This is a genomic window from Rhizobacter koreensis, from assembly GCF_013366375.1.
GTDB classification, from domain to species: Bacteria; Pseudomonadota; Gammaproteobacteria; order Burkholderiales; family Burkholderiaceae_C; genus Schlegelella_A; species Schlegelella_A koreensis.
This window is the reverse complement of the sequence record NZ_JABWMJ010000002.1, coordinates 327,576-351,824: the sequence shown is the minus strand read 5'-3', so window position 1 is coordinate 351,824 and position 24,249 is coordinate 327,576. Positions and strand designations below refer to the sequence as shown.

22 protein-coding genes and 3 tRNA genes are annotated in these 24,249 nt (G+C 71.2%); 21 read left to right on the top strand and 4 right to left on the bottom strand.

Annotated elements, in window-relative coordinates:
- The first annotated feature begins 93 nt into the window (after positions 1–93).
- From HQN59_RS05435 to arsC, 16 genes are all read left to right on the top strand, one after another.
- On the top strand, positions 94–2,850 hold the full coding sequence (locus HQN59_RS05435) for a motility hub landmark protein FimV (protein WP_246294704.1): 2,757 nt from the start codon (positions 94–96) through the stop codon (positions 2,848–2,850).
- 28 nt (positions 2,851–2,878) lie between these two features.
- A complete protein-coding gene (truA, locus tag HQN59_RS05430; protein ID WP_176066867.1) occupies positions 2,879–3,664 on the top strand; it encodes a tRNA pseudouridine(38-40) synthase TruA in 786 nt (261 codons plus the stop codon).
- Positions 3,665–3,700: 36 nt separating this feature from the next.
- Positions 3,701–4,354, top strand: coding sequence for a phosphoribosylanthranilate isomerase (locus HQN59_RS05425; protein WP_342451128.1), 654 nt, complete (start codon positions 3,701–3,703; stop codon positions 4,352–4,354).
- Between the two features lie 21 nt (positions 4,355–4,375).
- Positions 4,376–5,626, top strand: a complete 1,251-nt coding sequence (gene trpB / locus HQN59_RS05420) for a tryptophan synthase subunit beta (RefSeq protein WP_176066865.1) — start codon at positions 4,376–4,378, stop codon at positions 5,624–5,626.
- On the top strand, positions 5,623–6,420 hold the full coding sequence (trpA, locus tag HQN59_RS05415; RefSeq protein ID WP_176066863.1) for a tryptophan synthase subunit alpha: 798 nt from the start codon (positions 5,623–5,625) through the stop codon (positions 6,418–6,420). Before trpB ends, trpA begins: the two co-directional genes overlap by 4 nt.
- A gap of 10 nt (positions 6,421–6,430) precedes the next feature.
- A complete protein-coding gene (accD, locus tag HQN59_RS05410; RefSeq protein ID WP_176066861.1) occupies positions 6,431–7,303 on the top strand; it encodes an acetyl-CoA carboxylase, carboxyltransferase subunit beta in 873 nt (290 codons plus the stop codon).
- Positions 7,304–7,370: 67 nt separating this feature from the next.
- The gene (folC, locus tag HQN59_RS05405; protein WP_176066859.1) at positions 7,371–8,711 is read left to right on the top strand and encodes a bifunctional tetrahydrofolate synthase/dihydrofolate synthase; all 1,341 of its coding nucleotides are present in this window, start codon (positions 7,371–7,373) and stop codon (positions 8,709–8,711) included.
- Between the two features lie 80 nt (positions 8,712–8,791).
- Positions 8,792–9,760, top strand: a complete 969-nt coding sequence (locus HQN59_RS05400; RefSeq protein WP_176066857.1) for an SPOR domain-containing protein — start codon at positions 8,792–8,794, stop codon at positions 9,758–9,760.
- Positions 9,761–9,766: 6 nt separating this feature from the next.
- The gene (locus HQN59_RS05395) at positions 9,767–10,279 is read left to right on the top strand and encodes a CvpA family protein (protein WP_176066855.1); all 513 of its coding nucleotides are present in this window, start codon (positions 9,767–9,769) and stop codon (positions 10,277–10,279) included.
- 20 nt (positions 10,280–10,299) lie between these two features.
- Positions 10,300–11,874, top strand: a complete 1,575-nt coding sequence (gene purF / locus HQN59_RS05390; RefSeq protein ID WP_176066853.1) for an amidophosphoribosyltransferase — start codon at positions 10,300–10,302, stop codon at positions 11,872–11,874.
- Positions 11,871–13,130, top strand: coding sequence for an O-succinylhomoserine sulfhydrylase (locus HQN59_RS05385; protein WP_176066851.1), 1,260 nt, complete (start codon positions 11,871–11,873; stop codon positions 13,128–13,130). Before purF ends, HQN59_RS05385 begins: the two co-directional genes overlap by 4 nt.
- On the top strand, positions 13,127–14,527 hold the full coding sequence (gltX, locus tag HQN59_RS05380) for a glutamate--tRNA ligase (RefSeq protein WP_176066849.1): 1,401 nt from the start codon (positions 13,127–13,129) through the stop codon (positions 14,525–14,527). The genes HQN59_RS05385 and gltX overlap by 4 nt, the downstream gene beginning before the upstream one ends.
- 82 nt (positions 14,528–14,609) lie before the next feature.
- Positions 14,610–14,685, top strand: a tRNA-Ala gene (locus HQN59_RS05375).
- 39 nt (positions 14,686–14,724) lie between these two features.
- Positions 14,725–14,800: transfer RNA gene (locus HQN59_RS05370), tRNA-Glu, on the top strand.
- Between the two features lie 42 nt (positions 14,801–14,842).
- Positions 14,843–14,919 (top strand) — tRNA-Asp (locus HQN59_RS05365).
- A gap of 275 nt (positions 14,920–15,194) precedes the next feature.
- The gene (gene arsC / locus HQN59_RS05360) at positions 15,195–15,551 is read left to right on the top strand and encodes an arsenate reductase (glutaredoxin) (protein ID WP_176066847.1); all 357 of its coding nucleotides are present in this window, start codon (positions 15,195–15,197) and stop codon (positions 15,549–15,551) included.
- 101 nt (positions 15,552–15,652) lie between these two features.
- On the opposite strand, the gene HQN59_RS05355 is transcribed toward arsC, so the two are convergent.
- The 4 genes from HQN59_RS05355 to HQN59_RS05340 form a co-directional block, all read right to left on the bottom strand.
- Entirely contained in the window at positions 15,653–15,814 is a 162-nt protein-coding gene (locus HQN59_RS05355; RefSeq protein ID WP_176066845.1) for a hypothetical protein, read from the bottom strand.
- Between the two features lie 180 nt (positions 15,815–15,994).
- Positions 15,995–17,251 (bottom strand): pyridoxal-dependent decarboxylase, exosortase A system-associated, encoded by a 1,257-nt coding sequence (locus HQN59_RS05350; protein ID WP_176066843.1) that lies wholly within the window; start codon positions 17,249–17,251, stop codon positions 15,995–15,997.
- Positions 17,252–17,273: 22 nt separating this feature from the next.
- Positions 17,274–17,966 (bottom strand): GNAT family N-acetyltransferase, encoded by a 693-nt coding sequence (locus HQN59_RS05345; protein ID WP_176066841.1) that lies wholly within the window; start codon positions 17,964–17,966, stop codon positions 17,274–17,276.
- A gap of 115 nt (positions 17,967–18,081) precedes the next feature.
- Entirely contained in the window at positions 18,082–19,722 is a 1,641-nt protein-coding gene (locus tag HQN59_RS05340; protein WP_176066839.1) for an acyl-CoA ligase (AMP-forming), exosortase A system-associated, read from the bottom strand.
- 184 nt (positions 19,723–19,906) lie between these two features.
- Here HQN59_RS05340 and HQN59_RS05335 point away from each other — a divergent pair, with 184 nt between their 5' ends.
- The 5 genes from HQN59_RS05335 to HQN59_RS05315 all read left to right on the top strand — a co-directional run bounded on the left by HQN59_RS05335 (position 19,907) and on the right by HQN59_RS05315 (position 24,235).
- Positions 19,907–20,170: an acyl carrier protein gene (locus tag HQN59_RS05335; RefSeq protein WP_176066837.1), complete on the top strand. Its 264-nt coding sequence runs from the start codon at positions 19,907–19,909 to the stop codon at positions 20,168–20,170.
- Positions 20,170–21,021, top strand: coding sequence for a hydrolase 2, exosortase A system-associated (locus HQN59_RS05330; RefSeq protein ID WP_176066836.1), 852 nt, complete (start codon positions 20,170–20,172; stop codon positions 21,019–21,021). The genes HQN59_RS05335 and HQN59_RS05330 overlap by 1 nt, the downstream gene beginning before the upstream one ends.
- Positions 21,018–21,911, top strand: coding sequence for a hydrolase 1, exosortase A system-associated (locus HQN59_RS05325; protein WP_176066834.1), 894 nt, complete (start codon positions 21,018–21,020; stop codon positions 21,909–21,911). Before HQN59_RS05330 ends, HQN59_RS05325 begins: the two co-directional genes overlap by 4 nt.
- A 70-nt stretch (positions 21,912–21,981) precedes the next feature.
- A complete protein-coding gene (locus HQN59_RS05320; RefSeq protein WP_176066832.1) occupies positions 21,982–22,761 on the top strand; it encodes a tetratricopeptide repeat protein in 780 nt (259 codons plus the stop codon).
- A gap of 190 nt (positions 22,762–22,951) precedes the next feature.
- Complete coding sequence (locus HQN59_RS05315; protein ID WP_246294703.1) at positions 22,952–24,235, top strand: glycosyltransferase; 1,284 nt, start codon at positions 22,952–22,954, stop codon at positions 24,233–24,235.
- Positions 24,236–24,249: the final 14 nt, after the last annotated feature.

Below are 24,249 nucleotides of genomic sequence, written 5' to 3'. Positions count from 1 at the left end.
CTTGTTACCCTATCTGGCTGATGCTATGGTGATTTCCACCTCGGCCTGGGCGCGGCTATGGCCTGCGCGCGAACCGTCCATCTGGGAGACGCCTTGAAGAGAAATACGAAGTCTGCTGGGCGTCTGGCCCTGACTGCGATCGCTGCGGCGACGCTCAGCCTGGCCAGCCCGCTCGCGTCCGCATTGGGCCTCGGCAGGCTTTCCGTGCAGTCGGCGCTCGGCGAAGCGCTGCGTGCCGAGATCGAGATCACCAGCATCTCGGCCGAGGAATCGGCCAACCTCCGGATCCGCGTCGCGCCGCCCGAGGCCTACCGCGCCGCCGGCGTCGAATACAACCCGGTGCTGCCGGGAACCCAGGCGGTGCTGCAGCGCCGCGGCGACGGCCGCATGTTCGTGCGCCTGATGAGCGACCGCGGCGTGCAGGAGCCGTTCGTCGACGTGATCCTCGAGATCTCGTGGGCGACGGGCCGCCTGGTGCGCGAATACACGCTGCTGTTCGATCCGCCGGCGAACGTCGCACGCGCCCAGCCCGCGCCTGCCCCGACGCCCCCGGCCTTCGCGCCGCTGCCGCGCGAAGCGGCCCCCGTGGCACGTCCGCTGCCGCCGGTCGCGCGTGACACCGAGGACCCTGCGCGCACGGCCGCCCGTGAGGCCGCTCGCGAGGCGGCACGTGCCGCCCGCGACGCACGCGCCGCCGAGCGCGCCGCCCAACGTGCCGCCGCGCCGGTCGACGCGCCGACGCGCGCCGCCGCGCCGACCGCGCCCGCGGCTGGCGCTGGCGACGCGGTTCGCGTCCGCCCCGGCGATTCGCTCTCGCGCATCGCGTCGCGCACGCTGCCGAGCGGCGTCTCGCTCGAACAGATGCTGGCCGCGCTCTATCGCGCGAACCCGCAGGCGTTCATCAACGACAACATCAACCGCCTCAAGGCGGGTGCGGTGCTGACCGTCCCGTCGGCCGCCGACGCACAAGGCATTCCGCCGAGCCAGGCGCGCCAGATCATCACGGCGCAGAGCGCCGATTTCGGCACCTACCGCCAGCGCCTGGCCGGCAGCACGCCGGCGACCCCGCCGGCCGACAGCCCCCGCCAGTCGGGCGGCAGCGTGCAGGCGTCGATCGACGATCGCCGGCAGGGCGCGGCGCCGTCACCGGATCGGCTGACGCTCAGCAAGGGCGGGGCGCCGGCGCGCTCGGCCGAGGAAGAACGCATCTCGAAGGAGCGCGAGCTCGCCGAGGCGCAACGCCGCGTCAACGAGCTGACGCGCGCCATTAACGACCTGCGCGGCGGCGCTGCCGGGAGCGCGGCGACGCCGCCGACGACCACGGCTGCGGCACCGACGGCGCCGGCGACGATCCCCGCGGCGCCCGGAAGCGTCACGCCGGGTGCCACCGGCTCCGCAACGGCGGTGCCGCCCGCCAGCACCGGCACAGCGACTCCGGCGCCGGGTGCGACGACCGCGACACCGGGTACGACCGCCACGGCACCCGCGCTGCCGGGCGTCGCCGGCCCCGCCAGCGCGGTCGCGCCGCTGCCGCCGCTGGCCGGTGCGGCCTCGGCGGCGTCGGCGCCGGGCAGCGTCGTCGCGACCGCTCCGGCGGCGTCCGCGGCCTCGGCTGCACGTGCCGGCAGTGCGCCGGCCGGGGTCGCCCGTGCGCCGGTCACGGCTCCCACGCCTGCCGCCGAGGAGCCGAGCCTGCTCGGCAGCCTCTTCCAGGACAACCCGCTGGTGCTCGGCCTCGGTGCGGTCGTGCTGCTGCTTGCCGGCTACGGCGCGTATCGCTACGCCAAGCGCCCGAAGAAGGAGACCAGCGAGACCTCGTTCCTCGAGAGTCGCCTGCAGCCCGATTCGTTCTTCGGCGCGAGCGGCGGTCAGCGCATCGATACCCGCGAGTCGGGGGCGAGCTCGTCGTCGATGACGTACTCGCTGAGCCAGCTCGACGCGATCGGTGACGTGGATCCGGTGGCCGAGGCCGATGTCTATCTCGCCTACGGCCGCGACCTGCAGGCCGAGGAGATCCTCAAGGAGGCGATGCGCAGCACGCCGGATCGCCTGGCGATCCGCACCAAGCTGCTCGAGGTCTACGCCAAGCGCCGCGACACCAAGGGCTTCGAGGTCCTGGCGACGCAGCTCTACGGGCTGACGCACGGCCAGGGCGAAGACTGGGCGCGAGCCCAGGAGCTCGGCGCGCAGATCGACCCCGAGAACCCGCTCTACCAGGCCGGCGGTGCGCCGTCGCACGGCGACTCGCGCGACGCCGACGCCGGCCCGCCGACCGAGCCGCTCGGCGCCAGCACGCTGCCGCAGTCGTTCGACTCGATGCCGGCCTCGTTCGCGCCGACCTCGATCTCGTCGGTGCCGGCGACCGACAGCATGTTCGCGACGGTCGACTTCGACCTCGACGACCCGAACGCCGGCTCGCCGTCGCAGACGATGCCGCTGGAGCCGACGCTGCCGCCGGCGTCGGCCCCGGCGACTGCGGCAAGCTCCGACGCATTCGCGCCGTCGACGCTGAAGATGCCGCTCGCCGGCGGCGCCCCGCGCCCCGCGGGCCCGGATCTGCGCAACGAGCCGCTGAACTTCGACCTCTCGGGCTTCACGCTCGACCTCGACAAGCCGGCCGACGCGCCGGCGCCGAGCGCCGCGCCGGCCACCGACGACGACGCGCTCGGCCTGCCGTTCGTCGACGACGGCAGCGGCCCCGACCCGCTCGCCCGCAAGCTCGAGCTGGCCGAGGAGTTCCAGCGCATCGGCGACCACGACGGCGCCCGCGAGCTGCTGCGCGAAGTCCTCACGACCGCCACCGGCGGCACCAAGGCCAAGGCGCAGCGCATGCTCGACAGCCTCGGCTGAGCGGGCCCGCGGCTGGCCCGCTCGTTCGGTGCAGCGGATCGCGCTCGGCGTCAGCTATCGCGGCGTCGCCTACCACGGCTGGCAGAGCCAGCCCGACGGCAACACGGTGCAGGACCGCCTCGAGGCGGCCCTCGCCGCGTTCGCCGACCGCCCGGTGCGCACCTCGTGCGCCGGTCGCACCGACGCCGGCGTGCATGCACTGAACCAAGTCGTCCACTTCGACACCGAGGTGTCGCGCGCGCCCGGCTCGTGGGTGCGCGGCACCAATCGCTTCCTGCCGCCCGACATCGCGGTGCAGTGGTGCCGGCCGGTGCCGGCGAGCTTCCATTCGCGCGCCAGCGCACGCGGCCGCCGCTACGTCTACGTGCTGCGCGAGTCGCCGGTGCGCCCGGCGCTCGAGGCCGGCCTCGTCGGCTGGTCGTTCCGGCGCCTCGACCTCGCCGTCATGCAGGACGCCGCACAGTGCCTCCTCGGCGAGCACGACTTCGGCGCATTCCGTTCGTCCGAGTGCCAGGCGGCGTCGCCCGTGAAGGTGCTGCGCGCGATCGGCATCGAGCAGCGCGGTGCCTACTGGCACTTCGCGTTCGACGCCAACGCCTTCCTGCACCACATGGTGCGCAACATCATGGGCTCGCTGGTCGCCGTCGGCAGCGGACTGCGCGCGCCCGGCTGGCTCGGCCAAGTGCTGGCCGCGCGCGACCGCACCCGCGCGGCGCCGACGTTCGCCCCTGACGGGCTCTACTTCCGTGGGCCGTACTACGATGCGGCCGATGCAATTCCCGACCGCACCGCAGCCGACGACTGGCTGCCCTGAGTCAGCCGACGCCCCGGCGTCGGGAGCGGCGCCCGCGTGACGGTGACCGACCGGACCCGGATCAAGATCTGCGGCGTCACCAAGCCGGCCGACGTAGACGCGGCCGTCGAGGCGGGCGCCGATGCGATCGGGCTCGTGTTCTACCCGCCGAGTCCGCGCGCCGTCAGCGTCGCTGCGGCGCGTGCGCTCGCCGCGCGGCTGCCGCCGTTCGTGACGCCGGTGGGCCTTTTCGTCAACGCCGACGACGAGCAGATCGACGCGGTGCTCGATTCCATCCCCGGCATGCTGCTGCAGTTCCATGGCGACGAGGACGCGGCCGAGTGCGAGCGCCACCTGCACCCGTACCTCAAGGCGGCGCGGATGCAGCCGGGGTTCGATTTGCTAGACTTCGCCGCCCGCTTTTCGACGGCGCGCGGCTTCGTCCTCGATGCCCACGTCGAAGGTTATGGCGGCGCTGGAGAGGTCTTCGATTGGTCGCTCATTCCACCCGGCGTTCAGCGTCCCGTCGTTTTGTCTGGTGGGTTGCATGCTGCCAATGTGATCCGCGCGATCGAGCAGGTACGGCCCTGGGCCGTTGACGTCAGCTCCGGCGTCGAATCGAGCCGCGGCGTCAAGGACGCCGCCGCGATCCGTCGCTTCTGCGACGCGGTTCGCGAAGCCGATGCCCGGCTCGCCGCCGCCGAGGCCTGAACCTCTCGAAAGCCTTTTCTCATGTCGACCTATCAACAGCCCGATGCCAGCGGGCACTTCGGCCCGTACGGCGGCAGCTTCGTCGCCGAAACCCTGGTCCACGCGCTCGACGAGCTCAAGGCGTGCTGGGACGAGGCGCAGCGCGACCCCGCGTTCGCGGCCGAGTTCCGCTCCGAGCTCGCCCACTTCGTCGGTCGCCCGAGCCCCATCTATCACGCCGCGCGCACCAGCCGCGAGCTCGGCGGCGCGCAGATCTACCTCAAGCGCGAGGACCTCAACCACACCGGCGCGCACAAGATCAACAACACCATCGGCCAGGCGCTGCTCGCCCGGCGCATGGGCAAGCCGCGCGTCATCGCCGAGACCGGCGCCGGCCAGCACGGGGTCGCGACCGCGACGATCTGCGCGCGCTACGGGCTCGAGTGCATCGTCTACATGGGCGCCGAGGACGTGCGCCGGCAGGCACCCAACGTGTATCGCATGAACCTGCTCGGCGCGACCGTGGTGCCGGTCGAGAGCGGCTCGCGCACCCTCAAGGACGCGCTCAACGAGGCGCTGCGCGACTGGGTGACCAACGTCGAGAACACCTTCTACATCATCGGTACGGTCGCGGGCCCGCACCCGTACCCGGCGATGGTGCGCGACTTCCAGCGCGTGATCGGCGACGAGTGCATCGCGCAGATGCCCGACATGGCCGGCCGCCAGCCCGACGCGGTGATCGCCTGCGTCGGCGGCGGCAGCAACGCGATGGGCATCTTCTACCCCTACATCGAGCACGCGAACACGCGCCTGATCGGCGTCGAGGCGGCAGGGGCGGGCATCGAGACCGGGCGCCACGCCGCGTCGATCAGCGGCGGCAGCCCCGGCGTGCTGCACGGCAACCGCACCTACCTGCTGCAGGATGCCAACGGTCAGATCATCGAGACGCACTCGATCTCGGCCGGGCTCGACTACCCCGGCGTCGGCCCCGAGCACGCCTACCTGCACGACATCGGTCGCGCCGAGTACGTCGGCATCACCGACGACGAGGCGCTCGCCGCGTTCCACCATCTCTGCCGCACCGAGGGCATCATCCCGGCGCTCGAGTCGAGCCACGCGGTGGCCTACGCGATGAAGCTCGCGCCGACGCTCTCGCCCGACAAGGTGCTGCTCGTCAACCTCTCCGGTCGCGGCGACAAGGACATCGGCACCGTCGCCGAGCACGACGCCCGCGATCGGTCGGGCGACGTGCCCGAGGCGGAGCGCCAGGCTGCTGCCGAGGTGATCCGATGAGCCGCATCGGAGCCCGGCTCGCGGCCCTGCGCGAGCGCGGCGGCAAGGCGCTCGTGCCCTACGTCACCGCGGGCGACCCCGATCCGACGTCGACCGTCGCCGTGATGCACGCGCTGGCACGCGGCGGTGCCGACGTGATCGAGCTCGGCGTCCCGTTCTCCGACCCGATGGCCGACGGCCCGGTCATCCAGAAGGCGAGCGAGCGCGCGCTCGCCCGCGGCGTCGGCCTGTCGCGCGTGCTCGGGATGGTGCGCGAGTTCCGCAAGCAGGACGCCCACACGCCGGTCGTCCTGATGGGCTACGCCAACCCGATCGAGCGCTATGGTGCCGAGCGCTTCGTCGACGACGCGGCCACGGCCGGCGTCGACGGCGTGCTCGTGGTCGACTACCCGCCCGAGGAATGCGAGTCATTCGCGGCGCTGCTCACCGGGCGCGGGCTCGACCCGATCTTCCTGCTCGCACCGACCTCGAGCGACGCGCGCATCCGCCGCGTCGGCGAGATCGCTCGCGGCTACGTCTACTACGTGTCGCTGAAGGGCGTGACCGGCGCCGGCCACCTCGACGTGGACGCGGTCGCGCGAATGATCCCGCGCATCAAGGCGCACGTGCAGCTGCCGGTGTTCGTCGGCTTCGGCATCCGCGACGGTCGCACCGCACAGGCGGTGGCGGCGCGCTCGGACGGCGTCGTCATCGGCAGCACGCTCGTCACGCGGCTCGAGAGCGCGAGTGCCGACGAGGCGCCGGTGCGTGCCGAGGCGTTCGTCGCCGAGATTCGCGCGGCGCTCGATTCCTGAAAGGACCTCCATGAGCTGGCTCGAAAAACTGCTGCCGCCCAAGATCCAGCCGACCAACCCGAGCGAACGCCGCTCGGTGCCGGAAGGGCTGTGGGTCAAGTGCCCGGCGTGCGAGACGGTTCTCTACAAGACCGATCTCGAAAAGAACATCAACGTCTGTCCGAAGTGCGCGCACCACCACCGGATCGGCGCGCGCGCGCGCCTCGACGCATTCCTCGACGCCGAAGGGCGCTACGAGATCGGCCAGGAGGTGCTGCCGGTCGACGCGCTCAAGTTCCGCGACTCGAAGAAGTACCCCGAGCGCCTGAAGGATGCCCTCGAGCACACCGGCGAGACCGACGCGCTGGTGGTGATGGGCGGCGCGCTGATGAGCCTGCCGGTCGTCGTCGCGTGCTTCGAGTTCGAGTTCATGGGCGGCTCGATGGGTTCGGTGGTCGGCGAGCGCTTCGTGCGCGGCGTGCACACCGCGCTCGAGCAGAAGACGCCGTTCATCAGCTTCACCGCGACCGGCGGCGCGCGCATGCAGGAGGGCCTGCTCAGCCTCATGCAGATGGCCAAGACCAACGCCGCGCTGACCCGGCTCGCGAAGGCGCGCCTGCCGTACATCAGCGTGCTGACCGACCCGACCATGGGCGGCGTGTCGGCGAGCTTCGCGTTCGTCGGCGACGTCGTCATCGCGGAGCCGAAGGCCCTGATCGGCTTCGCCGGCCCGCGCGTGATCGAGAACACCGTGCGCGAGAAGCTGCCCGAGGGCTTCCAGCGTGCCGAGTTCCTGCTGCAGACCGGCGCGATCGACATGATCGTCGACCGGCGCGAGCTGCGCCCGACGATCGCGCGCCAGCTGGCGATGCTGCAGCGGCTCAGCTCGGACGCGGTCGCCTGAGCGCCGCCGTGGTCAGCGCCCGGGCGATCAGGGCGGCCGGCGCCGCGGCGCACCGCGGGCGCGCGTCGTGAGCGCGCCCGACCCGGCGGGTCCTGCGTCGGCGAGCGTTTTCGCGCCGGCGACCCTCGACGACTGGCTCGCCCACTGCGAGCGCATCCACCCGCGCGAGATCGAGCTCACCCTCGACCGCGTGCGCACGGTCAAGGACCGCCTCGGCATCCGCTTCGACGCGCCGCTGATCACCGTCGCCGGCACCAACGGCAAGGGCTCGACCTGCGCGATGCTCGAGTCGATCGCGCTCGCGGCGGGCTACCGCGTCGGTCTCTACTCCAAGCCTCACCTCGTGCACTTCGAGGAGCGCTGCCGCATCGACGGTCGGATGGCCCAGGCTGCTGAGCTGGTGCCGCACTTCGAGGCGGTCGAGGCGGCGCGCGGCGACGTCAGCCTGACCTACTTCGAGTTCACGCTGCTCGTGATCGCGCGCCTGCTCGCGGCGAGCGATCTCGACGTCGTGATCCTCGAGGTCGGGCTCGGCGGGCGGCTCGATGCAGTCAACGTGTTCGACAGCGACTGCCAGATCATCACCAGCATCGCGATCGACCACATCGAGTACCTCGGCACCGACCGCGAGGCGATCGGCCGCGAGAAGGCCGGCGTGATGCGCGCCGGCAAGCCCGTGATCGTGGGCGACCCGGTGCCGCCCGACAGCGTGATCGAGGCGGCGCGTGCCATCGGCGCGGACCTCTGGCGGCCGGGCGTCGACTTCAGCTACGGCGGCGATCGCACGCAGTGGAGCTGGGTCGGACGCAGCCAGCGCTGGGCGAGTCTCGCGTACCCCTCGCTGCGCGGTGCCAACCAGCTGCTCAACGCCTCGGCGGTGCTGGCCGCGTTCGACGCGCTGCGCAGCATGCTGCCGATCAACGCGCAGGCGGTGCGCCAGGGCTTCGCCAAGGTGCAGCTGCCGGGTCGCTTCCAGATCGTTCCGGGGCGCCCGACGCTGGTGCTCGACGTCTCGCACAACCCGCATGCGGTGGCGACGCTCGCGCAGAACCTCGACCAGATGGGCTTCTTTCCACGCACCCACGCCGTATTCGGTGCGATGCGCGACAAGGACATCGCCGAGATGCTCGCGAAGATGGCGCCGCTCGTCGATCACTGGCACTTCACCGACCTGCCGGCTCCGCGGGCCGCGCGCGCCGCCGAGCTGAACGCGATCTACCGCGCGGTGGGGCAGGGCGCGCCTGCCGGCGCGTCCACCGAGGAGCACGCCGGCCCCGTTGCGGCGCTGGGTGCGGCCCTCTCGGCCGCAGACCCCGCTGATAGAATCGTCGTCTTCGGTTCGTTCTACACGGTCGGCGCCGTCCTTGAAAACGGGCTGCCGCCGCTGGCCGGTCAGCAGCCCGGCTAGACACCTGCCGCGGCGCGTTCCGCACCGCGCGACCCCCGCGCCAACGATCCCGCCGCCGGCGCCCGAGCAGAACCCTTTTCATGTTCAAGTCCAAGCCCGACGCAGCCCCCCGGCCCGCCGCCGAACCTGGCGATCCGGTCCAGCAGGCGCGCACCCGGGCTCGTCAGCGCCTGATCGGCGCGGTGGTGCTGCTGGTGGTCGGCATCATCGGCTTTCCGCTCGTCTTCGAGACCCAGCCGCGGCCGATCCCGGTCGACATCCCGATCGAGATTCCGAGCAAGGACAGGGCACCGCCGCTCACCATGCCGGCCGAGCGCGCGCCGCTGCACGACGCGACGCCACCGCCCGAGGTCGCGCGCGCCGACGCACCCATCGGCGCCGCGCCGCGAGCGCGTGGCGAGGACGGGATCATCACGGAGCTGGCGTCGGAAGGTGGCCGCGAGGTCGCTCCGCGTGCGGCTCCAGCGGCGAGTGCCGTGGGGCATGCGGCGGTCGCGGCCGGGTCGTCGTCCGCGGCGAGCACGGCGCCCGCTTTCTCCCGTGCGGCGTCGACGCCCGCGCGCGCTGCATCGACGCCGGCGCGCGCCGCGTCGGCGCCGTCGCGCCCCGCGTCCACCCCGGCGCGTGCTGCGTCGGCACCGACCCGCGTGGCCTCGGCACCGGCTCGCGCCGCTTCGGCCCCGACTCGCGCTGCTTCGGCCCCCGCGGGTACCGCCGCCACCGCCGCGTCCGACACACTCCGCCGCAGCGCCTCGGGCGCCGACGACGGCAACCGCGCCAAGGCGCTGCTCGAAGGCCGTGGCGCCTCGAGCGCCGACGCGAGCCGTTTCGTCGTGCAGGTCGGCGCGTTCAGCGACGCCCACGCTGCGCGCGAAACGCGCCAGAAGATCGAGCGGCTCGGTCTCAAAACCTACACCCAGGTCGCGCAGACGCCTGGCGGTCCGCGCGTCCGGGTCCGGCTGGGCCCGTTCGCCTCGCGCGGCGAGGCCGACGCCGCGCTTTCCAAGGCACGCGCCGCCGGACTCGGCGGCGTGGTGCTCGGGCTGTGACGCCCGATGCCGGATTCGATCGGCGGGGTCGACCTGTGCCTGATCGGCGTGCTCGTGCTCTCGATGCTGGTCGGTGCCGTGCGCGGGCTGGTCTACGAGCTGCTCGGCTTGGCCGGCTGGGTGGTTGCCTACGTGGCGGCACGCATGCTGGCGCCGCTGCTCGCCCCGCACATGGGCCTCACGGGGCTCGGCTCGGCGGCGAATTCGGCAGCGGCGTTCGTGCTCGCCTTCGTCGGCGTGCTGATCGCGTGGGGGCTGCTCGCCAAGCTGATCCGCGCGATCATCCACGCCACGCCGCTGAGGCCGGGCGATCGCGTGCTGGGCGCCGGCTTCGGCGTGCTGCGCGGGGTCGTGGTGCTGCTCGCGCTGGTCGCCGCGATCGGTCTGACGCCGATTGCCGGCGCCGCGCCGTGGCGCGCATCGACCGGCGTCGACGCGCTCACCCGCGTGCTGCAGCGGCTCGGGCCGTTGCTGCCCGGCTACTTGTCTCCCTGGATCGCGTCGCCACCTGCGACGTGAACTGAACCGAGGTCTCCACCATGTGCGGCATCGTCGGCGTCATCTCGAAAACGCCGGTCAACCAGATGATCTACGACGCGCTGCTGCTGCTGCAGCACCGCGGGCAGGATGCCGCCGGCATCGTGACGATGCAGGGTACGCGCTGCTTCATGCACAAGGCGCGCGGGATGGTGCGGGACGTCTTCCGCACCCGCAACATGCGCGCGCTGCCGGGCACCGTCGGCCTCGGCCAAGTGCGCTACCCGACCGCGGGCAACGCCTACAGCGAGGAAGAGGCGCAGCCGTTTTACGTGAATGCGCCGTTCGGCATCGTCCTCGTGCATAACGGCAACCTCACGAACGCCGCGGCGCTGAAGAAGGAGCTGTTCGACGTCGACCGGCGCCACATCAACACCAGCAGCGACACCGAGGTGCTGATCAACGTGCTCGCGCACGAGCTCGATGCCGCGACGAGCGGCAAGGCGCTCACCCCCGACGCGGTGTTCGCCGCGGTCGCGGCGGTGCACAAGCGCCTCAAGGGCTCGTACGCGGTCATCGCGCTGATCGCGGGGCATGGCCTGCTCGCGTTCCGCGACCCGTACGGCATCCGCCCGCTGTCGTTCGGCGCGGGTGGCGACGCCGACGACCGCGAGGTCATCGTCGCCAGCGAGTCGGTCGCGATCGTCGGCAGCGGGCATGCGGTGACGCGCGACGTGGTCCCCGGCGAGGCGATCTTCATCGACCTCGACGGCAAGGTGCACGCACGTCAGTGCGCCGAGCGACCGATGCTGAAGCCCTGCATGTTCGAGTACGTGTACCTGGCGCGGCCCGACTCGGTGATGGACGGGGTGTCGGTCTACCAGGCGCGTCTCAATCTCGGCGAGACGCTGGCCCAGCGCGTCATCTCGACCATCCCGCCGAAGGACATCGACGTCGTGATCCCGATCCCCGAGTCGAGCCGGCCGTCCGCGATGCAGCTCGCGCAGCGCATCGGCAAGCCCTACCGTGAAGGGTTCGTGAAGAACCGCTACGTCGGCCGTACCTTCATCATGCCGGGGCAGGAAGTGCGCAAGAAGTCGGTGCGCCAGAAGCTCAACGCGATCGAGGTCGAGTTCAGGAACCGCAACGTGCTGCTCGTCGACGATTCGATCGTGCGCGGCACGACGTCGCGCGAGATCGTGCAGATGGCGCGCGAAGCCGGCGCCCGCAAGGTGTACCTCGCGTCGGCGGCGCCGCCCGTGCGCTTTCCGAACGTCTACGGCATCGACATGCCGACCGCGAACGAGCTGATCGCGCACGAGCGCAGCATCGAGGAGATCCGCGCGTTCATCGGCGCCGACGCGCTGATCTACCAGGACGTCGAGGCGATGAAGCGCGTGGTGCACAAGCTGAACCCGGCCCTCGACGGCTTCGAGGCGTCGTGCTTCGATGGCGTCTACGTGACCGGTGACGTCAGCCCGGCCGACGTCGCGGCGCTCGCCGCAGGGCGCACGCAGCAGCACGACGGCGCTGACGGCATCGCGGGGGCGGAGGGCCCCAACCCCGACGAGATGGCGAGCGGCGATGCCGCGGACCGCTCGCGCCTGGCACTGCAGAACGCGACGGAGCTCGCATGAGCGGCGACCCGAGGAAGATCCCGCGCGTCGATCTGCCCGCCGGCACCCGGCGCGACACGCTCGCGGTGCGCGAAGGCCTGCCGGCGTCCCCGTGGGGCGAGAACTCGGAGGCGCTGTTCCTCACCAGCAGCTTCGTGCAGCCCGACGCCGCGACGGCGGCGCGCCGCTTCGCCAACGAGGAAGAGGCGTTCATTTACTCGCGCTTCACGAACCCGACGGTGGCGATGTTCGAGCGCCGCCTCGCTGCGCTCGAAGGCACCGAGGCGTGCATCGCGGCGGCCAGCGGCATGGGCGCGATCCTGCTGCTCGGCATGGGCCTTCTGAAGGCGGGCGACCACGTCATCTGTTCGCAAAGCGTGTTCGGCTCGACGGTGATGCTGTTCGGGCGCGAATTCGCCAAGTTCGGCGTCGAGACCAGCTTCGTGCCGCAGACCGACGTCGCGGCGTGGCGCGCGGCGGTGCGCCCGAACACGAAGCTGCTGTTCGCCGAGTCGCCGACCAATCCGCTCACCGAGGTGTGCGACATCCGGGCGCTCGCCGCGATCGCGAGCGACTGCGGCGCCTGGCTGGCCGTCGACAACTGCTTCTGCACGCCCGCGCTGCAGCGCCCCGTCGAGTACGGCGCGCACATCGTCATCCACTCGGGCACCAAGTACCTCGACGGCCAGGGCCGCGTGATCGCCGGCGCGCTCTGCGCGAGCCAGAAGCTGATCGACGAGAAGTTCATGCCGGTGATGCGAACGGCCGGCATCACGCTCTCGCCGTTTAGTGCCTGGGTGGTGCTGAAGGGTCTCGAGACGCTGTCGATCCGCATGGAGGCGCAGTCGAAGCGCGCGCTCGAACTCGCGCGCTGGCTCGAGGCGCGGCCCGAGATCGAGCGGGTCTACTACCCTGGCCTGGCGTCGCACCCGCAGCACGAGCTCGCGATGGCGCAGCAGGCCGGCTCGGGCGGGGCGGTGGTGTCGTTCATCGTGCGCGGCGCGGCCAGTGATCCGGCGAGCGCGCGCGCCGCCGCGTTCCGCCTGATCGACTCGACGCAGATCTGCTCGATCACGGCCAACCTGGGCGATACCAAGACGACGATCACCCACCCCGCGAGTACCTCGCACGGGCGCCTGACCGAGGAGCAGCGCCTCGCCGCCGGCATCACGCAGGGCATGGTGCGGGTCGCGGTGGGTCTCGACGACGTCGCCGATATCCAGGCCGACATCCTGCGCGGTCTGCTGCCGCCTGCCGACGCTCCCCGAGACCGATGAGCCGAGCACCCGTTCGTACCCGCATCGCGCCGTCGCCGACCGGATTCCTGCACCTCGGCACCGCGCGGACCGCGCTCTACTCGTGGGCGTATGCGCGCCACCACGGCGGCAAGTTCATCCTGCGCATCGAGGACACCGACGTCGCGCGCTCGACGCAGGAATCGGTCGACCAGATCATCGCGTCGATGCACTGGCTCGGCCTCGATGCCGACGAGGGCCCGGTCTTTCAGATGCAGCGCCTCCAGCGCTACCGCGCCGTCGCCGAGCGCATGGTCGCCGACGGAACGGCGTACCGCTGCTACTGCACGCCCGAGGAGCTCGACCAGATGCGGGAGGCGCAGCGCGCGCGTGGCGAGAAGACGCGCTACGACGGTCGCTGGCGCCCCGAGCCCGGCAAGACGCTGCCGCCGGTACCCGAAGGCATCGCACCGGTCATTCGCTTGCGCAACCCGCCGCATGGCGAGGTGACCTGGAACGATCTGGTCAAGGGGCCGATCACGATCAGCAACCGCGAGATCGACGACCTGATCATCATGCGCACCGACGGCGTGCCGACGTACAACTTCGCGGTGGTCGTCGACGACTTCGACATGCGCATCAGCCACGTCTTTCGCGGCGACGAGCACGTCAACAACACGCCCTGGCAGATCAACATCTTCAACGCCATCGGCGCGCCGCTGCCGGTGTTCGCGCACGTGCCGATCATCCTCGGCGACGACGGGCAGAAGCTTTCGAAGCGCCGGGGCGCGGTCAGCGTCACGGCGTACGAGGAAGCCGGCTATCTGCCCGAGGCGATGCTCAACTACCTGGCGCGGCTGGGCTGGAGCCACGGCGACGAGGAGCTCTTCAGCCGTGCCCAGCTCGTCGAGTGGTTCGACGGCGAGCACCTCTCGAAGAGCCCGGCCCAGTGGGATGCCGCCAAGCTCAACTGGGTGAACGCGCACTACATCAAGCAGAGCGGCGACGACGCGCTGGCCGGCCTGGTCGCGACGCAGCTGCAGCGCCGCGGTATCGAGGCGCGTGGCGACGAGCGCCTGGCGCGCCTGTGCGCGCTCTTCAAGGACCGCTGCTCGACGACGGTCGAGCTCGCCGATTGGGTATCGATGTACTTCGGCGACGTCGCACCGGGCGCCGACGACGTGGCGGCGCACGTCACGCCGGCGGTCGGGCCCGCGCTCGCCAGCCTCGCGGACCGGCTCCGCACCGTCGAATGGAACAAGGCGGCGATCGCGGCGGCAGTCAAGGAGACGCTCGCCGAGCACAAGGTCAAGATGCCGCAGCTCGCGCCGGCGGTGCGCGTGCTGGTGTGCGGCCGCGTCCAGACGCCGTCGATCGACACTGTGCTCGAGCTCTTCGAGCGCGACGTCGTCACGGCGCGTTTGCAGCGCCCCGTTTAGTGCCTATAATGCTGGTTTTTCGCTGGTACCCAAAGGCGCATCGATTGAGGCGCTCGAAGGTGATTCGATCGAAGGCTTATTCGGGGGTATAGCTCAGCTGGGAGAGCGCTTGCATGGCATGCAAGAGGTCAGCGGTTCGATCCCGCTTACCTCCACCAAGATCAAAGATGCCGATCGATCGGCACGAAGAGTTAGAAGTCCCCTTCGTCTAGAGGCCTAGGACACCACCCTTTCACGGTGATTACAGGGGTTCGAATCCCCTAGGGGACGCCAAGTCAGCGCGCCGTATGGCGGCGTAGCGACGGGCAGAAAGCTGGAGTGGTAGTTCAGTTGGTTAGAATACCGGCCTGTCACGCCGGGGGTCGCGGGTTCGAGCCCCGTCCACTCCGCCAACATCGAACGGGTTGCAGCAGAAATGCGGCAACCCGTTTTTCTTTTGCGGCCAACTTGCCGCCGTCAATTCGACCCTTGTGTCGGCAGCGAGGCGCCTCAAGTTCGCGTGTCGCTCGGCGGCAGTGTGTGGGGCGGTGCGAATGGGTGGGCCGCTTGGCTCGGCTTCGCTGCCGCTTCGCTCCCGCTTTGGCTGAAGGCTCGCGCGCTAGCTCACCCCTGATCACAGCTGACTTGGGACCGGCAAGCGACCGCACGAGCCGTCTGGAGACTCGCCTTGTCGGATACGGTCATCTATCACAACCCCGCGTGCGGAACCTCGCGCTCGGTGCTGACGGCGCTTCGCGCCGCGGGCATCGAGCCCAGCATCGTCCAGTACCTGAAGACGCCGCCCTCGAAGCAGAAGCTGCGTGAGCTCGCGGGTGCCGCCGGTATTCCGGTGCGGCGCCTGCTACGCGAGAAGGAACCGATCTACAACGAGCTCGGTCTGGCCGATGCAAACCTCACCGACGACAAATTGCTCGACGCGATGCAGCAGCATCCAGTGCTGATCAACCGGCCGATCGTCGAGACGCCGCTCGGGACGCGCCTGTGCCGCCCGGCCGATCGCCTGAACGAGATCCTGCCGCGCTAGCCTCACTTACGCTGCAGCGGTCCGGCCCATCTGTGGTTCGAGCCGCGCCGATGGACAAACGCCCGCGGCAGCGGGCGTCTCGAGTCGGCTCGTGTGTCATCTCACAGCAGGTTGGCGAGTCCGTTGATGCCCAGACCCAGTACCGCCAGGTAGCTGGCCCAGAAGCCGACGAGCGGCCAGTCGAAGTGGGCACGCGGGGCGCGGCGTGCCAGGGAACCCATCGCGAGATGGACGGGGCGAGGTAGTGTCGAGAAGCCGTTCAAGGTGCGTCCTCCTTCGGCGCTCTGCGCGGCGGAAAGCACCACCGCGCTTCGTCGAGCCCAATGTGGACCGACCATTCGGGCGCGCGAATCGGAGCGCCGCCTGACCCGGTGTGCGCGTGGACACCGCCGCCTCGTAGTCCTTCGCCGACAATGCAGCGGTGATGGCCCGCGGGCAATGCGTCAGGCCATGACCTCGACCACGGCCGGGTGGCTCAGAAATCCCTGCGGACTGGCGCTCGCCCCATACGCTCCGGACTGGAACACGACCACGAAGTCGCCCGGTTCCGCCACCGGCAGCTCCATCTTGTCGGCGAGCAGATCGAGCGGCGTGCAGAGCGGTCCGACCACCGAGGCGCGCTCGCGCTCGCTGCCGCCGTGACGGGTGACCACCGCCACCGGATAGTTCTTGCGGACGACCTGGCCGAAGTTGCCCGAGGCCGAGAGGTGATGGTGCAGCCCGCCGTCAGTGACCAGGAACACGTGGCCGCGCGAGACCTTGCGGTCGATCACGCGCGCGACATACACGCCGGCTTCGCCGACGAGGTAGCGGCCGAGCTCGATCACGATGCCCGCGTGGGGCACGTCGCGGCGCGCACGCTCGACGAGCTCGTGCAGGTTGGCCGAGATCGGCGCCAGGTCGAGCGGACGCTCGCCGGGGAAGTAGGGGATGCCGAAGCCGCCGCCGAGGTTGAGCACCCGCAGCGGGGCCGGCGCGTGCTCGGCCAGGCGCAGTGCGAGGTCGTACGACTGCCGCTGGGCGTCGCAGATCGACTCGGCACGCAGGTTCTGCGAGCCCGCGAACAGGTGGAAGCCTTCGAAGCCGAGCCCGGCGGCGCCGATCCCCGCGAGCAGATCGGGCACCGCTTCGACGTCGACCCCGAACTGCTTGGGCCCGCCGCCCATCTTCATTCCCGAGCCCTTGAGCTCGAAGTCGGGATTGACGCGCACCGCGACGCGCGCGGCAACGCCGAGCTCGTCGGCGATCGCTTCAAGCAGGACGACTTCGCGCGTCGACTCGACGTTGACCAGCACGCCGGCGGCGACGGCCTGGCGCAGCTCGGCTGCCGTCTTGGCGGGGCCGGCGAAGCTCACCTCCGCCGGCGGCGCGCCGGCGTCGAGCGCGACCAGCAGCTCGCCGCCCGAGGCGACGTCGATGCCGTCGACGCGCGGCGCGAGATAGCCGACCAGCGCGGGAAAGGGGTTGGCCTTCATGGCGTAGTGCAGCTTCACCGCGGCCGGCAGCGCATCGCGCAACTGCACCACGCGGCGATCGAGCTGCGCGCGGTCGTACGCGTAGAACGGCGTGCGGCCGACGCGTTCGGCGAGCCGCGCGACCGGCAGGCCGCCGATCGTCAGCGTGCCGTCGGCGGACCCGAAGTGGTCGAGCGCGGCGTGCACCGGCGGGCCGGCATCAGGGGAAGCGGTGGGGTTCGGCACGAAAGGTCCTGTCGGAAGAGAGTCAGGCCGCGGCGGCCGGGCCGGGGTTCGGCACCTGCAACGCGAGGCGGCGGCGCCGCGTGAGCCCGACGAACGGCGCGGCCGAGGACAGCGTCAGCTCGGTGTGGCCGAGCTTGACGAAGAGCGCGCTGCCGACCGGCCGCGAGCCGAGGCGCGCGTGCGCACGGCGCGACGCGAGGTTGAAGCGGTTGACGCGGCTGAACGAGCGCGCCACGCCGCGCTCGCGAAGGTACGCGAAGGCCGCGTCCCACACCGCCATGAAGCCGATGCCCATGCGGTGCTCGGGAAACACGTAGAGGTCGAAGTCCCAGGCGTCGCCGGGCGCGGGCAGGCGGAAGTCGCAGCGCACCTCGTCCTCCTCGTAGCGCCCAAAGCAGAACCACACGTGGCCGATCAGCACGTCGAGCCGGTAGACGCCGAGGCACACCGCACCTTGCGCGAAGCGGGACACCTTGATCTCGGGGCGCGCCAGCAGGCGCTGCATGTCGGCGTCGTGTTCGGCGATCTCGTGGAAGCGGATGTTCTTCGAGAGCCGGGGCGGCAGCAGCGGCTTGTCTCCGATCGGCTGCACCACCAGCTCGTAGAGGTAGACGCCGCAGCGGTGCGAAATCTTGCGAAGCACCCGGTCGAGCAGGTAGACCGAGCCGGCGCCGACGCCGAGCTCGCCAAAGAGCGCCCTGAGCTTGCTCAGCATGCGCCACGCGCCTGGCCGCAGGAGCGCACGCGCAGAGCCTCGGCTGCCGACCGGCGACGCACGCAGCCCCGCGCACGCAACGTGGAGCCCGAGCGGGAGGTCGTCGCGGCCGCCCTCACGGCGCGGCGCTCAGCGCCGGCTCGGGCGCCGCGGCGGCGTCGCGCAGGCTTTGCGCGATCTGCTTGCGGTCGATCTTCCCGTTCGGGTTGCGCGGCAGCGGCCCGGCGACGCTGTCGATGGACGCCGGCACCATGTAGGCCGGCATGCGGACGCGGCAGGCGGCCAGCAGAGCCGGCACGTCGACTTCGAGCGCGCCCGCGGGGGGCGTCGCGACGATGTGGATCGCCTGACCCATCACCGCATGGTCGACCCCGAGCGCGGCGCATTCGCCGACGAGGCGGGTCGCGTAGAGCACCTCCTCGACCTCGCTCGGGCTCACGCGATAGCCCGACGTCTTGATCATCTCGTCGCGCCGGCCGATGAAGTAGAGGTAGCCCTCGGCGTCGCGACGCACCGTATCGCCCGAGAACACGGCGTACTCGGGGAGCTGCAGCCCGGCGTCGCGGCCGCCGATGCCGGCCGGCAGCAGGCGGTAGCGCTCGGCGGTCTTGGCGGCATCGCCCCAGTAGCCGAGGCCCACCAGCGCGCCGCGGTGCACGAGTTCACCCGGCTCGTCGACGCCGGCTTCGCTGCCGTCGTCGCGCAGCACCAGGATCTCGGCGTTGGGGATCGCCTTGCCGATGGAGTCGGGTCGGCGGTCGACCTGGTCGGGCGGCAGATAGGTCGAGCGGAACGCCTCGGTCAGGCCATACATCAGGAACGGACGCGCGCTCGGCACGCGCCGGCGCAGCAGGTTCAGCGTCTCGCGGGGCATCCGTCCGCCGGTGTTGGCGAAGTACCGCAGGTGCTCGTCGATCGTCGCCGGCCACTCGAGCTGGGCAAGCTGGATGTAGAGCGGCGGTACCGCGGTCAGCCCGGTGACGCGCTCGCGCTCGAGCGCCTTCAGCACGTCGCGCGGCATTAGGTAGTTGAGCAGGACGACGCGCGCGCCGCTGTGGAACGCGGTGGTGAGCTGGCTGAAGCCGGCGTCGAACGACAGCGGCAGCGCGGCGAGCAGGGTGTCGCCGGGGTGGTTGCCGAGGTACGAGGCCACGCTCTTCGCGCCGGCGACCATGTTGCGATGCGACAGCACCACGCCCTTGGGCGCGCCGGTGCTGCCGGAGGTGTAGAGGATCGCGACAACGTCGGTATCGATCACGCGGTGCAGGGCGGCGGGCCGCACTTCCCGTACCGCATCGCGCCACGCCAGCGTTGACGTCGCCTGGGCGGCGCGCGGCGCGGTGGGCGCCCCCGCGTCGGTGAGCACCACGTGGCGCACGCTCGGACAGGTCGCAAGCACCCCGTCGAGCAGGGCCAGGCGCTCGGGCGACGTGACGAGCACCCGCACCGCGCAGTCGCGCACGATGTGGCCGACCTGCTCGGGCTTGAGCAGCGGGTTGATCGGCACGAACACCGCGCCCGCGGCTGGCGCCGCGAAGCTGGCCACCACGCCTTCGACGCGCTTTTCGAGGAAGATCCCGACGCGCTCGCCGCGCCGTACGCCGAGCTCGCCGACCAGCGTCGATGCGAGCGCCGCCACGTCGTGCTGAAGCGCGGCGTAGCTCATGGTGATGACGCCGGCGCAGAGGGCCGGCGCGTCGGGCCAGCGCTCGGCGCCGCAGGCGATCAGCTCGTGCAGCAGGGTCGATTCGGGCATGCGGCAGGCGGTCGGGAGAGAGCCAAAAAGTATCGCATGCGGCACCTCGCGGTCAGGCGCTGCCACGGACGCCGGATCAGGCGTCGGTCGGCTGTGCGGTGCAGTCCTTCACGGAGGACGGGCACCGGCGCCGGACGGTCGCGGCCTAGAATTTCCGCTTCACCGGAACGCAGAGGACGTTGGCATGGATGTCATGCAGGAAGTCACCCGATTGCTCGATGACGTGTTGAGCCTGAAGGGACGCTCGGCAAGCTTCACGCGCCAGACGCATCTGCTCGGTGCCGTTCCCGAGCTCGACTCGATGGCGGTGGTGACGCTGATCACCAGCCTCGAGGAACGCTTCGGCATCGTGATCGACGACAGCGACATCGACGGTGACGTCTTCGCGACCGTCGGCACGCTCACCGATTTCGTCGCCGGCAAGCTGGAGCGGCCGACCCCGGCGTGATGGATGCTGCTGCGCGGCGGGTTGCGACGACGACGGACGCGTTCTTCCTCGCCTCGCCCGGGCGCGCCGGCGGACGCCGCTTCTGCCTCCTCAACGCGCCGGCCGACCCGCGTGGCACGATCGTCTACGTGCACCCGTTCGCCGAGGAAATGAACAAGTCGCGCCGCATGGCCGCGCTGCAGGCGCGTGCGTTCGCGGCGGCCGGCCATGCGGTGCTGCAGGTCGATCTGTTCGGCTGCGGCGACAGCAGCGGCGACTTCGGCGACGCGGCCTGGGACGACTGGATCGACGACGTGCAGCTCGCGAGCGACTGGCTGGTCGCGCGCTTCGGATCGACGCCGCTGCTGTGGGGGCTGCGCGCCGGTTGCCTGGTGGCGCTCGCGGCGGCCGAACGAGCCGGCGAGCCGCGCACGGCTCTCTTCTGGCAGCCGGCCGCTTCGGGCAAGACCGTGCTGCAGCAGTTCCTGCGGCTGCGCACCGCGGCCGAGCGGCTGGCCGGTACCTCGGGCGGTGGGGTCGAGGATCTGCGCGATCGCCTCGCGGCCGGCGAGACCATCGACGTTGCCGGCTACCGAATTGCCCCGGAGCTCGCGGCGGGGCTCGAGGCGGCGCGGCTCGAGCCCTCGTCGGCCGTCGACCGCCTGGCTTGGCTCGAGATCGCGAGCGGCGACCACCCCGCGCTCACGCCGGCGGGCGCGCGTGCGGTCGACAACTGGCGCGCCGCAGGCGTCGAGGTCGATGCCGACGCGGTGTCGGGCCCGGCGTTCTGGCAGACCACCGAGATCGAGGTCGCGCCGGCGCTGATCGACGCCAGCGTCCGCGCGCTTGGCAGCGCGCGGCTTGCCGCATGAACCAGGTGGGCGAACTTGTGAACTTCGACCGCGCCCATGCGGCGTCGTCGGTGCGCGAGCAGGCGCTGCTGATCGACTGTGCCGGCGAGCGCCTCGTCGCGATCGCGCACCTGCCGGCCGAGGCGTCGAGCACCGGCGTCGTCGTCATCGTCGGCGGCCCGCAGTACCGCGCCGGCAGCCATCGCCAGTTCGTTCTGCTCGCGCGCGCGGTGGCCGCCGCCGGTTACGCGGTGCTGCGCTTCGACGTGCGCGGCATGGGCGACAGCGGCGGCGACGTGCGCTCGTTCGAGGACCTCGATGCCGACGTCGGCGCGGCGATCGACCAGCTCCAGCGCAGCGCGCCGTCGGTTCGCCAGGTCGTGCTGTGGGGCCTCTGCGACGGCGCCTCGGCCGCGCTGCTGTACTGCGATCGCACCGGCGATCCGCGCGTGGCGGGCGTCTGCGCGCTCAATCCCTGGGTGCGCTCGGAAGCGAGCCTCGCCAAGACGCACCTCAAGCACTACTACCGCCAGCGCCTGCTGCAGCGCGAGTTCTGGGCCAAGCTGCTGCGCTTCAAGGTCGGTCCCAATGCGATCGCCGACCTGCTGCGCAAGACCGCGGCAGCCGCCGCCGGCGATCGTCCCGACCAGGATGATGCCGTGTCGTATCAGCAGCGCATGGCGCGCGGCTGTGCTCGCCTCAAGGGGCGCCTGCTGCTGGTTCTGAGCGAGAACGACCTCACCGCGCGCGAGTTCGCCGACCACGTCGCGGGCGAAGCCGCCTGGCAGCGCGAGCTCGCCCTGCCTCGCGTCGAGCGCCGCACGCTCGAAGGCGCCGACCACACGTTCTCGTCGCTCGCCGCTGCTGCCGCGGTCGAGCGCATCACGATCGACTGGCTGGCGCGTGCATGACCCCGAGGCGAGGTGGGAGTCCCGCCGTGGCAGCATCACGCCCTGTCCCGTGGATCGAACGCGAACCGAGATGAATCCGATGAAGCCAGACCGTCGAGGCACGCAGGCGTGCCGTTGGACATCGCTGCTGGGCCTGGTCGCGGGCGTCGCGCTGGCTGGCTCTGCCGCGGCGCAGACGCCGCAGAGCTGCGGCGAACTCCAGAACGCCTACGGGCCCTTCGACTACCGCACGAGCAAGAATGAGCTGCGGGTGGTCGAGGACCACCACTTCACGCGCAAGGTCGAGACGCTGACGGGTGGTCAGGAGGGCTACATCGGCGGAGACCTCGACTACACGCTGCGGGCGTCGCCCAACCACCACCGCGCGCTGGTGGCGGTGATGGGCTGGGGCGAGAAGAACAAGTCGCCGCAGCCGCGTGATCTGCCGCGTCCGGTCGAGTGCTACTTCGAGCGTGCGTTGCGCTTCAAGCCCGACGACACCACGGCGCGCATGCTCTATGCCAACTACCTGCTGCGCAACAACCGCACGCCGCAGGCCGTGGCCGAACTCGACCGTGTGGTGTCGATGGCAGGGGACAACGGATTCACGCACTTCAACGCCGGGCTCTTCTATTTCGACGCGAAGAACTACGACAAGGCGCTCCAGCAGGCGCACACCGCCCAAGCGCTCGGATTCCCTCGCACCGACCTGAAGCAGAAGCTCGTGGCGGCTGGCAAGTGGCGCGACGCGCCGGCGGCGCCCGCGGGCGCGGCGTCGGCCACGCCCGCTGCGGCGGCGGTGTCGACCGCGTCGGTTGCCGCGGCGGCGTCGGCTGCCTCGACCGCAGGCGCAAGCACGACTGCACGGTGAGGCGAGGGCAGAGGGCGTCGTCGTACGGCAGGCGGGCGCGCCGTGCGCTGTTCGGCGCATCGTGCTGAGCAGCGGGCAGCGCAGGGTGCCGCACGTTGAACCGGTCCGCCGGGTCGCGCGGAGTCAACTGATCGCCATGAGCGGAGGCCGGCCCTTCACGCGCTCCTCCCGCAACGCCGCCGGCTGACTCTTGCAAGACTCGTCCACGCTGCCGCGGCGCGCCTTGATGGTCGCGTTCCACTTCCCGCCGCTCGCGGGAAGCAGCGGCATCCAGCGCACCCTGCGCTTCGTGCAGCACCTGCCAGCCAACGGCTGGGAGCCGCTGGTTCTCTCGGCCGACCCACGCGCCTACGAGCGCACCAACGATGACCTGAACCGCGAGGTTCCGGCTTCGACCGTGGTCGAGCGTGCACGCGCGTGGGACGCGGCGCGGCACCTGTCGATCGGCGGACGCTATCTCGGCTGGACCGCGCGTCCGGACCGCTGGATGTCTTGGCGTTTCGACGGCGTGCGGCGCGGCCTGGCGATGGTGGGGGCGCATCGGCCGGCGCTCATCTGGTCGACCTACCCGATCGCCACCGCGCACCTCATCGGTGTGGCGTTGCACCGGCGCACCGGCCTGCCGTGGGTCGCCGACTTCCGCGATCCGATGGCACAGGACGGCTACCCGCCCGACCCGAAGGTGTGGCGCAGCTTCGACCGCATCGAGCAGCTCGCGATGCGCCATGCGAGCCTGTGCGTGTTCACGACGCCAGGCGCGGCGCGCATGTACCGCGAGCGCTACCCGACGGCCGCGGATCGCATCGTCGTGATCGAGAACGGCTACGACGAGGAGAGCTTCGCGCGCGTCGACGCGGCTGCGGTGGCTGCCGAGGGTCCGCTCAACGCGGGTGCGGTCACGCTGCTGCACAGTGGCATCGTCTATCCCGGCGAGCGCAACCCGGTGCCGCTGTTCACCGCGCTCGGCGCTCTGAAGGCGAGCGGACGCATCGAGGCCGCAAAGCTCAAGCTGCGCTTTCGCGCGGCGGTCCACGACGATCTGCTGCAGCGTCTCGCGCGCGAGCACGCGATCGAGGACCTGATCGAGACGCTGCCGGCGGTCGGTTACCGCGATGCGCTCGCCGAGATGCTGCGCGCCGACGCCTTGCTGGTGATGCAGGGCAACGACTGCAACGAGCAGATACCGGCCAAGATTTACGAGTACCTGCGCGCGCGCCGGCCGATCCTCGGCCTGGCCGACCCCTCCGGTGACACCGCCGGCGTGCTGCGCGCCGCAGGACTGGATGCAATCGCGCCGCTTGAATCCGCCGATGCGATCGGGCGGCTGCTGCCCGCGTTCATCGATGCCGTGCGACGTAACGAGGCATCACTGCCGGGCGACGCGGCCGTCGAGGGCGCGTCGCGCCGCGGCCGCGCCGAGGCGCTCGCCGCCTGCTTCGACCGTCTGATCGTTCGACCGTCGCGCGCGCCGTGAGCGGCTCGCGGTCA

Excerpts from the sequence above, each read along its gene's own strand:
- HQN59_RS05335 (WP_176066837.1), top strand. The coding sequence starts at position 19,907 with ATGGATGTCATGCAGGAAGTCACCCGATTGCTCGATGACGTGTTGAGC.
- HQN59_RS05320 (WP_176066832.1), top strand. The coding sequence starts at position 21,982 with ATGAATCCGATGAAGCCAGACCGTCGAGGCACGCAGGCGTGCCGTTGG.
- HQN59_RS05395 (WP_176066855.1), top strand. The coding sequence starts at position 9,767 with ATGCCGGATTCGATCGGCGGGGTCGACCTGTGCCTGATCGGCGTGCTC.
- purF (WP_176066853.1), top strand. The coding sequence starts at position 10,300 with ATGTGCGGCATCGTCGGCGTCATCTCGAAAACGCCGGTCAACCAGATG.
- HQN59_RS05385 (WP_176066851.1), top strand. The coding sequence starts at position 11,871 with ATGAGCGGCGACCCGAGGAAGATCCCGCGCGTCGATCTGCCCGCCGGC.
- HQN59_RS05400 (WP_176066857.1), top strand. The coding sequence starts at position 8,792 with ATGTTCAAGTCCAAGCCCGACGCAGCCCCCCGGCCCGCCGCCGAACCT.
- accD (WP_176066861.1), top strand. The coding sequence starts at position 6,431 with ATGAGCTGGCTCGAAAAACTGCTGCCGCCCAAGATCCAGCCGACCAAC.
- trpB (WP_176066865.1), top strand. The coding sequence starts at position 4,376 with ATGTCGACCTATCAACAGCCCGATGCCAGCGGGCACTTCGGCCCGTAC.
- HQN59_RS05340 (WP_176066839.1), bottom strand. The coding sequence starts at position 19,722 with ATGCCCGAATCGACCCTGCTGCACGAGCTGATCGCCTGCGGCGCCGAG.
- HQN59_RS05330 (WP_176066836.1), top strand. The coding sequence starts at position 20,170 with ATGGATGCTGCTGCGCGGCGGGTTGCGACGACGACGGACGCGTTCTTC.
- HQN59_RS05325 (WP_176066834.1), top strand. The coding sequence starts at position 21,018 with ATGAACCAGGTGGGCGAACTTGTGAACTTCGACCGCGCCCATGCGGCG.
- HQN59_RS05345 (WP_176066841.1), bottom strand. The coding sequence starts at position 17,966 with ATGCTGAGCAAGCTCAGGGCGCTCTTTGGCGAGCTCGGCGTCGGCGCC.
- gltX (WP_176066849.1), top strand. The coding sequence starts at position 13,127 with ATGAGCCGAGCACCCGTTCGTACCCGCATCGCGCCGTCGCCGACCGGA.
- trpA (WP_176066863.1), top strand. The coding sequence starts at position 5,623 with ATGAGCCGCATCGGAGCCCGGCTCGCGGCCCTGCGCGAGCGCGGCGGC.